The following is a 9,399-nucleotide window of genomic DNA, read 5'->3' as shown; positions in this document are numbered from 1 at the left end:
CGCCGACCAGGGCGAACGGCACAGGGACGGGCGGGTCTCCCTTTCGGGCGGAGGACGTCCAGGTCGGCCGGCGCGGCCGACCTGGACATCATGATCAGACCAGGTCGAACCGGTCGAGGTTCATCACCTTGTTCCACGCCGCGACGAAGTCGTCCACGAACTTCTTCTTCGCGTCATCGCTCGCGTAGACCTCCGCGAGCGCGCGCAGCTCGGAGTTGGACCCGAAGACGAGGTCGGCGCGGCTGCCGGTCCACTTGACCTCGCCCGTGGCGGCGTCGCGACCCTCGAACGTGTTCGCGTCCTCGGACGTCGCCTTCCACGTCGTGCCCAGGTCGAGCAGGTTGACGAAGAAGTCGTTGGTCAGGGACCCGGGCGTCGTGGTGAAGACGCCGAGCGGCGACTGCTGGTGGTTCGCGCCCAGGACGCGGAGACCTCCGACGAGGACCGTCATCTCGGGGGCGCTCAGGGTCAGCAGGTTGGCCCGGTCGATCAGGAGGTACTCGGCCGCCAGCCGGTTGCCCTTTCCGATGTAGTTGCGGAACCCGTCGGCGATCGGCTCGAGCGCGGTGAACGACTCCACGTCGGTCTCCTCCTGCGAGGCGTCCACGCGGCCCGGGGTGAAGGGGACCTCGAGGTCGAAGCCGGCGTTCTTGGCGGCCTGCTCGACCGCCACACCACCGGCGAGCACGATCAGGTCGGCGAGCGAGACCCGCTTGCCGCCGGTCTGGGCGGCGTTGAAGGCCTCCTGGATCCCCTCCAGGGTGCGCAGCACCATCGCCAGCTGGTCGGGGTCGTTGACCTCCCACCCGCTCTGCGGCTCGAGGCGGATGCGCGCACCGTTGGCGCCGCCGCGCTTGTCGCTGCCGCGGAAGGACGAGGCCGACGCCCACGCGGTGGACACGAGCTGGGACACCGACAGGCCCGAGGCGAGGATCCGGCCCTTCAGGGAGGCGATGTCCTCGGCGTCGACGAGCTCGTGCGTCACCGCGGGGAGCGGGTCCTGCCACAGCAGCGTCTCGGTCGGGACCTCCGGGCCGAGGTAGCGCACGACCGGGCCCATGTCACGGTGGGTCAGCTTGAACCACGCCCTGGCGAAGGCGTCCGCGAACTCGTCGGGGTTCTCGAGGAAGCGCCGCGAGATCTGGTCGTAGATCGGGTCCACGCGGAGCGCGAGGTCGGTCGTCAGCATCGTCGGAGCGTGGCTCTTCGACGGGTCGTGGGCGTCGGGGACACTGCCCGCCCCGGCGCCGTCCTTCGGCTTCCACTGGTGCGCGCCGGCGGGGCTCTTGGCCAGCTCCCACTCGTAGCCGTAGAGGATCTCGAAGAAGCTGTTGTCCCACTGCGTCGGGGTGTTGGTCCACGCACCCTCGAGACCGCTGGTGATCGTGTCGCCGCCCTTGCCGGTGCCGAAGGTGCTCTTCCAGCCGAGGCCCTGCTCCGCGAGCGAGGCGGCCTCGGGGTCGGGGCCGACGTGGTCCGCCGGGCCGGCGCCGTGGGTCTTGCCGAAGGTGTGACCGCCCGCGATCAGGGCGACCGTCTCCTCGTCGTTCATCGCCATCCGGCGGAACGTCTCACGGATGTCGCGGGCCGAGGCGAGCGGGTCGGGGTTGCCGTTCGGGCCCTCCGGGTTGACGTAGATGAGGCCCATCTGGACCGCGGCGAGGGGGTTCTCGAGCTCCCGGTCGCCGGTGTAGCGCTTGTCGTCGAGCCAGGTGGACTCGGGGCCCCAGTAGACGTCCTCGTCGGGCTCCCAGACATCCTCACGACCGCCGGCGAAGCCGAAGGGCTTGAAGCCCATGGTCTCCAGCGCGACGTTGCCGGTGAGGATCAGGAGGTCGCCCCAGGAGAGCTTCTTGCCGTACTTCTTCTTGACCGGCCACAGCAGGCGGCGAGCCTTGTCGAGGTTGGCGTTGTCAGGCCAGCTGTTGAGGGGCGCGAAGCGCTGCTGGCCGGCCCCCGCGCCGCCGCGGCCGTCGCTGATCCGGTAGGTGCCCGCGCTGTGCCACGCCATCCGGACCATGAACGGGCCGTAGTGGCCGTAGTCGGCGGGCCACCAGTCCTGCGAGGTCGTCAGCACCTCGGCGATGTCCCGCTTCACGGCCGCGAGGTCGAGGGTCTTGAACGCCTCGGCGTAGTCGAACTGCTCGCCGAAGGGGTTGGCCACGGCGGGGTTCTTGGCGAGGATCTTCAGGTTGAGCCGCTCCGACCACCACTGGCGGTTGCCGCCGCCCTGAGTCGGGTGGGGGGCGCGCTCGTGCGCGACCGGGCAGCCGCCGTCGCCCTCCGGCTTCGGGTCTGTGACGATTGCATCATGATTCTCGGACATGGGAATCCTTCCGGATTGTGCGGATCAAGGTGCTCACGAGTTGCGGGTGGCGGAACAGTTGGGGCACAGGCCCCAGAAGATGACCTCGGCCTCGTCGATCGTGAAGCCGTGGTCGTCGGAGGCGGTCAGGCAGGGCGCCTCGCCGGCCGCGCAGTCGACGTCGGCGACGTCTCCGCATGACCGGCACACGACGTGGTGGTGGTTGTCGCCGACGCGCCCCTCGAACCGGGCTGGACTGCCGGCCGGTTCGATGTGGCGTACGAGTCCCGCCGCGGTGAGCGCGTGGAGGGCTTCGTACACGGCTTGAAGGGAGATATGGCCTACGCGATCGCGCACCCCGGAGGCGATCGCCTCGACGCCGAGGTGGTCACCCTCCCGGACGGTCTCGAGCAGCGCGACGCGGGCGGCCGTCACTCGCAGGCCTGCCCCGCGAAGCTCCTCGGCGGTGGTCGGAGTCGTGGGTGCGGTCATGGCGCCGAACCTATCGTCATAAACACGAACGATACAAGATAGCGAACGCTACAAGTCTAGCGCCACGCCGGGCGACGCCGGTCGTGCGCCTCGTGGGGGAGTGCCGCCCCTGGGCAAGCCGGACGCGCCAAGCCGCGCTGCGGGCCTGGCAAAAAGTTCGTCCTGACGTGAACGGCGCGCCGGATGAACCAACTCTTCGCTGGCCTAAGTGGGCACCCTCCTACTTAACTCGACATAAGACGCATTGTCCGGCTCGGGTTACCGGCATAGGCCAAGCCCGAGGAGGGACATGTACCGCCAGCTCGTCGCCGCCGTCACCGCTGCCCTGACCACCCTGGTCGTCATGACGGGGATCGCGTCCGCCTCGCCGAGAGAGGTGGACAACATCGCGCATCGAGGCGCCTCCGCGTACGCGCCCGAGAACACCATCGCGGCCTGTGTCCTGGCCTGGGCCCAGCAGGCCGACATGTGCGAGTTCGACGTCCAGCAGACCAAGGATCAGCAGCTCGTCCTGATGCACGACCCCACGCTGGCCCGCACCACCAACGTCGAGAAGGTCTTCCCCGGCCGGTCGCCGTGGCGGGTCGCCGACTTCACGCTCGCGGAGATCCAGCGGCTGGACGCCGGCTCGTGGTTCTCCCCGACGTACCGGGGCGAGAGGGTGCCCACCCTCGCGCAGGCCGTGCGGGTGATGAGGAACAGAGAGATCGGGCTGCTGCTGGAGATCAAGCATCCTCCGGTCAACCCGGACGTCGACCGGCGGGTGGCCGCCGAGCTGCAGGACCTCCGTAGCTGGTGGAGCGGCAAACGGCTGGCCGTGCAGGCGTTCGACTGGCGGTCGATGCGGACCTTCCACAGCGTCATGCCCCAGGTCCCCATCGCGCTGCTCGGCAAGCCGGCCGCCGCCCGGCTCCCCGAGCTGGCCCGCTACGCCAGCGGCATCAACCTGCCGCACGTCGGCCTCACCCCGCAGTACGTCGAAGAGGTCCACGACCAGGGGATGCGCGTCTACACCTGGTCGACGAAGAGGCGGGCCGCCATCCGCCGGCTCATCTCGTACGGCGTCGACGGCATCATGACCAACCAGCCCGACCACCTCCAGGGCGTCAAACGGCGGTCGTAGATCCAGGCCGGTCCGGTGCGAGCAGCTCACCCGTTTTGTCATCCGCTCCGTCGACCCGGTCCGGCGCTGGAAGTTGTCGCGGATGGACCTGGCCTCCCGCCAGAAATGGGACGAGTACACCGAAGCCAAGGAGGACATGTTCCAGCACACCGACACCGGCTACGCGCCGTGGACGGTGATCAAGGGCAACGACAAGAAACGCGCCCGGGTCGAGGCGATCCGTCACGTCCTGAGCCGGTTCGACTATGAGGGCAAGAATCACGAGGTGGTCGGGGTGCCCGACCCGCTCATCGTCCGCACGGCCGCCGACGTCCTCGACGAGGACCGTGACTCCGGCCCCGATTCCGCCCGGCCCGGCGGGTAGCCGTTTCGGGGAGGAGAAGAGGATTCGGGGCGGACCGGTGATCTCCGTCAGGAGTGGACGGCGCGGATCTCCGTCATGGTGAAGTCGTCGACGATGTGCCGGTTCTGCAGGAGGAACCCGACCACGCCCGCCACCGCCTCCGCGCCCTGAGCGGCCCGCACCTGCCCGCTCAGCAGGTAGACCAGGGGAGTCGACGGCTGGTCGAGCGCGAAGCGGCGGCCGTGGCGATGGACGTCCTGCAGGGCCCTGATCGGGATCGGCCGCGTGGTGGTGAACCAGGCCGCGACCTCCCACAGCGGCAGCTCCGGATCGGCCCCGGCGGAGGCGTCGTAGCAGGCGACGCAGCCGTGCCCGGCGTGCCGGCCGTGCGGGCAGGTCCACTCGACGATGTCGGCCGGGGACTGGGCGCTCAGGATCGCCGCCTTGGTCACGCGGCGGCGCACTCGCGGTGGCGGGTCTTCGAACGGAAAATGGTCGTTGACGATGATCGGATCCCTTCGCGCCCGTGTGCCGGGTATCCGAGCCTAACCCCGCGCGCCGTCGGCGGTGATCTCCACCTCTCACGCCTCGCCGGAGGACGACCCCGCGGCGGTCTACGCCTCGGGTACGGCCATCTCGCCGAGGAGTGACCAGTCCTGCTGCGGGACGTTCACGTTCACGATGCGCGGCGTCTCGGCCAGGTGCGGCGGGAGCGTCCGCCGGGCCTTCCTGAAGTGCTCGGACCCGACGTGGGCGGCCCCGGCCTCGTCGTCGCGGAACGCCTCGACCAGGACGTACTCGTCCGGATCCGCGACGCTGCGCGACCAGTCGAACCACAGGCAGCCGGGCTCGGCGCGGGTCGCCCTGGTGAACTCGTCGGTGATCTCGGGCCACCGGTCGGCGTGTTCGGGCAGAACGCGGAACTTCGCGGTGATGAAGATCATTGACGCACTCCTCCGGCTCGGCACGCGCCCACGGCGGTCGACGAGACGAGACTGTCGACGAGTTGAGGCCGTCGACGAGACGAGGCCGTCGACGGGGTGAGGCTGACGAGATGAGGCTAACGCATGCGAGCGCGCCCTCCGGGGCGACGCGGTCGGGACAGGGGCGAAAGCCGGAACAATACGGCAAAATCGAACGCCCATTCGCTATTACGGGGGACCGTGGGAATCCCCCTCGTTTACGAGGGGGAAGAGGTCAAGATCCCTTAGATGGACGGCCGCCGTGACAGGTTCGGGCGGGCTCGAACGATCGGCCTTCCGCGGGTGGGACCCCGGGATCGCCCGTGGCGTTCGTGCCGACCATCGCGGTCGGCCGTCAGGCCGGGCGGCAGCCGCCGGCGCCCGTGACGGTCTGATCAGCGATCCGGCCGGAGGTCGGTGGCCGCCCGGCCCGTCTCGGGGTCGAGCGGGTAGGAGACGTGCTGGTGGATCATCTTCCACTCGCCGTCGATCCGCTGGAACACCCGGGTGCCGCGCGACCACAACTCGACCGGTTCCTTGCCGGGCTCCTGGGCGCGCATGCGGTTGAGGCCCCAGCTGACGGCGAGGTCGTCGCGGACGATGACGTGCAGGTCGGGGATGTCCCAGCGGAGCTCGCCGGCCATCACGTCGAAGCCCTGACGGCAGACCTCGCGGATGGCGGGCGCGCCCGTGCAGACGAGCGGAGCGTCGTGCTCGTACGAGACCGCGTCGTCGGCGATCTTCGTCATCACGGCGTCGAGATCCTTCGCGGCGGCGTCCCTGAACCACTCCTCGAAGTGGTCGCGGATCTCCTTTTCGGCGGTCTTGCTCATATCGGTCACTCCTTGGGGTCGCGGGTGGTGGTGATCAGGTGGTGGTCAGGTGGTGGTCGAGGCTGTCGAAGCAGCCTCGCCAGCCTTCGGCGTTGCCGTCGCGCGTGGCGGCGGAGTCGAAGCCGGTCTGCTCGAAGGTCATCTCCGTCTTGGAGCCGTGCTCGGCGAAGGCGACCGTCACCAGCGTCTCGGGGCCGGCGTGTCCGTTGTCGCCCTGCTGGGTGAGGGTGAAGACCAGCCTTTCCGGCGTCACGACCTCGCGGAACTCGCCGTACTCCCGGTGCGCCTCTCCGGAGGCGGACTGGAACCGCACGTGCCATCGCCCGCCGGGACGGGCGTCGAGCGCGCAGTCGGTGACGGTGAATCCGTCTGGCGCGAACCAGGCGGCGACGTCCTCGGCCTGGGTCCAGGTGCGGAACACCAGCTCACGTGGGGCGTCGAAGAGCCGGACTATCGAGATCGGGCGTGTTGCGTGGCCGTCGGCGTGACTTGGCGCCATCAGGCGCTCCCTTCGCTGGTCGGTGAATCGTCTTCGTGGTTCGGCAGCCGGGCGAGCCGCTCGTCGAGCCGGTCGAAGCGGTCCTGCCAGACCTGCCGGTAGGAGTCGAGCCAGGCGTCGACGTCGGTCAGTGGGTCCAGCCGGATCCGGCTGGGTCTGCGCTGCGCGTCGCGGCCTCGGGTGATGAGGCCCGCGGACTCCAGGACGGCGATGTGCTTGGAGACGGCTCGTTGCGTCATGGAGAACGGTTCGGCGAGCTCCGCGACCGACGCGTCGCCGTCCAGGAGGCGGGCGAGGATCGCGCGCCGGGTCGGGTCGGCGAGGGCCGCGAAGACCGCGCTGAGCCTGTCCAATGCGAACCTCCAAGTTCCGGAACTAATTGGTACCATAAGTCAGGACTTAATTAAGGTCAAGAGCGGCCGATCGACTCCGCCGCCTTCCGGATCTTCCGGACCTTTCGCACCTTCCGGGGTACGGTCTGAGCCATGTCCGATCCCTGCCTGGACCACCTCGTCTACGCGGTGCCCGACCTCCTCGCGGGTGTCGAGGACTTCGCCGCCCGCACCGGCGTCACCCCCGTCCCCGGCGGCAGCCATCCCGGGGGCAGTGCCAACTACCTGGTCGGCCTCGGCGCGACCGCCTACCTGGAGATCATCGGTCCCGATCCGGCGGCCGGCCCCGGCGCGCCGCCCCGCCTGTTCGGCCTGGAAACCCTCACCGAGCCCCGGCTCGTGACCTGGGCGGTGCATCCGGAAGACCTCGACGGGCGCGTACGACAGGCACGGGAACACGGCTACGACCCCGGCGACGTGCGGCCGCTGTCCCGGGTCAAGCCGGACGGCAGCCGTCTGGACTGGCGGCTCACCTCCAGGGAGGAGGCGGCGGCGGTCAGGCCGGTGCCGTTCCTCATCGACTGGGGGCGGACGCCGCACCCGGCCGCCTCCGGCCTGCCGCGGCTGCGCCTGACGTCCTTCGCCGCGTCCCACCCGGAGCCCGACTCCGTACGGCATGACCTGGCCGCGCTCGGCGTCGACCTCACCGTGACCACGGGCCCGGAGCCCGCGCTGCACGCGGAGTTCGAGACCCCGCGCGGGACCGTCACGCTGGTCTGACAAGTTCGGGCAAGCGCCTGCGAGCCGGGCAGAGCCAAGGCCGCACACCACCAGAAAAGTACGTATACATGGTTGTGGGTGCCGGTGCCGGACACCCGCGCGGAGGCGTACGCTCCGGGGTGTCTGACCCGAGCGCGAGCGCGGCTCGGCCGAGCCGTCACCGCCCGCCCCCGCCGGGCCCGCCGCGGTGATCGATGATCTCCCGCCTTCCCATGACGGTGACGCACATCACCGTCGTGTGCTCTCACCTGCCGTTTTTACATGGTGCACCCCCGGCTAGATGGGTGTCAGGCCCGATGGTGCGACCCACCCTCTTTGACGAGACTGGAGACACACTTGCCAGGATCGTGGGAGGGAGACGTCAATGGCCGTGCCTCCGAACGGCGCCCCGACGCCGCTCTCGGCGCACGCGTACGCCATCGCCGGTGATCCGCTCACCTGGATCGTCGTGGGCGCGCTGCTGCTCGCCGTCCTGGCCGTCTCCTGGATCCGGGTCGTCCCCGCCGGGGAGCGGCTGGCCGTCTTCCGGCTCGGCCGCTACGTGGGGATCAAGGGCCCCGGCCTGGTCGTGGTGCCCGCGGGCATCGTCCGCGCCGTACGGATCCCGATGCGACCCGTGCACGTCGACCTGCTGTGGGTGGAGGCCACCACCAGGGACCAGGTGACGGTCATGGTCAACGGGGTCGCCATGGCGTCCGTGAACGACCCCGTCGCCTACGCCGTGGCCGAGGACTCCTCCGCCGCCGCCACGAGCGCCGCCGCCGAGACCGAGGTCCGCCGGTATGTGGCCGAGCGGGATCTGGCGGAGCTGTCCGCGCCGGACGACGACGGCGTCGAGGAACTGGCCGCGAGGATCAGCCGCAGGACCGCTCACTGGGGCGTCGAGGTGAGGCTCGTCGAGCTCACCCGCATCGAGATCCCGCTCAGAGCCGATCTGATCCGCTGGGCCGAGAACTTTCCGTCCGGCGTGCGCCAGCCCGCTCGGGGGCGAGATGAGCATGCGTGAGACGGCGCAGTCCCGATCGAAGTCCGACCGATCCTCAAGAGACCGAGCCTCAAGAGACCGAGCCTCAAGAGACCGAGCCTCGAAAGAAGGTGTCATGCAGGCACGCGAAATCGCCGTAAAACTCCCGACGGTGACTGTGCACGATCCGGTCGCCAGAGCGGTGCGGGTGATGGCGATGGGCGGCCTGCCCGGGCTGATCGTCGTCGACGACAAGAGCCGGCCCCGAATGGTGCTGCCCGGCACCCAGGTGCTGCGCATGGCGGTGCCCGGCGCGTTCCAGGAGGACCCGGCGCTGGCCAGGACCATCGACGAGGCCCACGCCGACCTGTTCTGGGAGGCGCTGGGCAACCTCACCGTGGGCGACTGTCTGCCACGCCAGCAGGTGTCCCCGATCACGGTGAAGCCGGAGGCGACGCTGCTGGAGGTCGCGGCCCTGATGGCCCGCATGCGCAGCCCGCTGGTCGCCGTGGTGGACCGGAGCGGAGTGCTGGCCGGTGCGATCACCTTGGACCGGCTGCTGACCAGCCTGGCCATACCGGACCTGGGCGACTGAGCGCACCCGAGGACCTTCCCCCACGTGATCGGCCGCCGCGCGGCTGCGTCGGCGTGCCATCCGAGGCCTGTGCCTGAACCGCCCGGGCCGGTTGAAATCTTCAGCCCGGATTGAGACGCCCTACGTACGGAGGTCTGACTGTGTGTGAATATTCCGTGGCGATGCCCTTGC

At 69.8% G+C, this 9,399-nt stretch carries 11 protein-coding genes and 1 pseudogene; 5 read left to right on the top strand and 7 right to left on the bottom strand.

Annotated elements, in window-relative coordinates; translation table 11 throughout:
* Positions 1 to 94: 94 nt before the first annotated feature.
* Together katG and AB0C16_RS34410 are read right to left on the bottom strand one after the other, a co-directional pair.
* On the bottom strand, positions 95 to 2,326 hold the full coding sequence (gene katG, locus AB0C16_RS34415) for a catalase/peroxidase HPI (protein WP_357689283.1): 2,232 nt from the start codon (positions 2,324 to 2,326) through the stop codon (positions 95 to 97).
* A gap of 33 nt (positions 2,327 to 2,359) precedes the next feature.
* Positions 2,360 to 2,797, bottom strand: coding sequence for a Fur family transcriptional regulator (locus tag AB0C16_RS34410; RefSeq protein ID WP_357689281.1), 438 nt, complete (start codon positions 2,795 to 2,797; stop codon positions 2,360 to 2,362).
* A 289-nt stretch (positions 2,798 to 3,086) separates the two neighbouring features.
* Between AB0C16_RS34410 and AB0C16_RS34405 the strand changes: the two genes are divergently transcribed.
* Positions 3,087 to 3,920: a glycerophosphodiester phosphodiesterase family protein gene (locus AB0C16_RS34405; protein WP_357689279.1), complete on the top strand. Its 834-nt coding sequence runs from the start codon at positions 3,087 to 3,089 to the stop codon at positions 3,918 to 3,920.
* Between the two features lie 28 nt (positions 3,921 to 3,948).
* A pseudogene (locus AB0C16_RS34400) lies at positions 3,949 to 4,284 on the top strand (polyphosphate kinase 2); the annotation flags it as partial.
* Between the two features lie 47 nt (positions 4,285 to 4,331).
* On the opposite strand, the gene AB0C16_RS34395 reads toward AB0C16_RS34400, so the two are convergent.
* From AB0C16_RS34395 to AB0C16_RS34375, 5 genes are all read right to left on the bottom strand, one after another.
* Positions 4,332 to 4,715, bottom strand: coding sequence for a hypothetical protein (locus tag AB0C16_RS34395; RefSeq protein WP_357689277.1), 384 nt, complete (start codon positions 4,713 to 4,715; stop codon positions 4,332 to 4,334).
* A 162-nt stretch (positions 4,716 to 4,877) separates the two neighbouring features.
* Positions 4,878 to 5,207: a putative quinol monooxygenase gene (locus AB0C16_RS34390; protein WP_357689276.1), complete on the bottom strand. Its 330-nt coding sequence runs from the start codon at positions 5,205 to 5,207 to the stop codon at positions 4,878 to 4,880.
* Positions 5,208 to 5,620: 413 nt separating this feature from the next.
* A complete protein-coding gene (locus AB0C16_RS34385) occupies positions 5,621 to 6,058 on the bottom strand; it encodes a nuclear transport factor 2 family protein (protein ID WP_357689274.1) in 438 nt (145 codons plus the stop codon).
* Positions 6,059 to 6,092: 34 nt separating this feature from the next.
* A complete protein-coding gene (locus AB0C16_RS34380; RefSeq protein WP_357689272.1) occupies positions 6,093 to 6,557 on the bottom strand; it encodes an SRPBCC domain-containing protein in 465 nt (154 codons plus the stop codon).
* Positions 6,557 to 6,946: a metalloregulator ArsR/SmtB family transcription factor gene (locus AB0C16_RS34375; RefSeq protein WP_357689270.1), complete on the bottom strand. Its 390-nt coding sequence runs from the start codon at positions 6,944 to 6,946 to the stop codon at positions 6,557 to 6,559. The genes AB0C16_RS34380 and AB0C16_RS34375 overlap by 1 nt, the downstream gene beginning before the upstream one ends.
* Positions 6,947 to 7,042: 96 nt before the next feature.
* On the opposite strand from AB0C16_RS34375, the gene AB0C16_RS34370 reads away from it, so the two are divergent.
* From AB0C16_RS34370 to AB0C16_RS34360, 3 genes are all read left to right on the top strand, one after another.
* Complete coding sequence (locus AB0C16_RS34370; RefSeq protein WP_357689268.1) at positions 7,043 to 7,669, top strand: VOC family protein; 627 nt, start codon at positions 7,043 to 7,045, stop codon at positions 7,667 to 7,669.
* Between the two features lie 364 nt (positions 7,670 to 8,033).
* Positions 8,034 to 8,675: an SPFH domain-containing protein gene (locus tag AB0C16_RS34365; protein WP_357689266.1), complete on the top strand. Its 642-nt coding sequence runs from the start codon at positions 8,034 to 8,036 to the stop codon at positions 8,673 to 8,675.
* 94 nt (positions 8,676 to 8,769) lie between these two features.
* Complete coding sequence (locus AB0C16_RS34360; protein ID WP_357689264.1) at positions 8,770 to 9,228, top strand: CBS domain-containing protein; 459 nt, start codon at positions 8,770 to 8,772, stop codon at positions 9,226 to 9,228.
* Positions 9,229 to 9,399: the final 171 nt, after the last annotated feature.

The organism is Nonomuraea sp. NPDC048916 (genome assembly GCF_040649575.1).
Lineage (GTDB): Bacteria > Actinomycetota > Actinomycetes > Streptosporangiales > Streptosporangiaceae > Nonomuraea.
The sequence above is the reverse complement of the archived record's forward strand: the minus strand, read 5'-3'. Positions and strand labels throughout refer to the sequence as shown.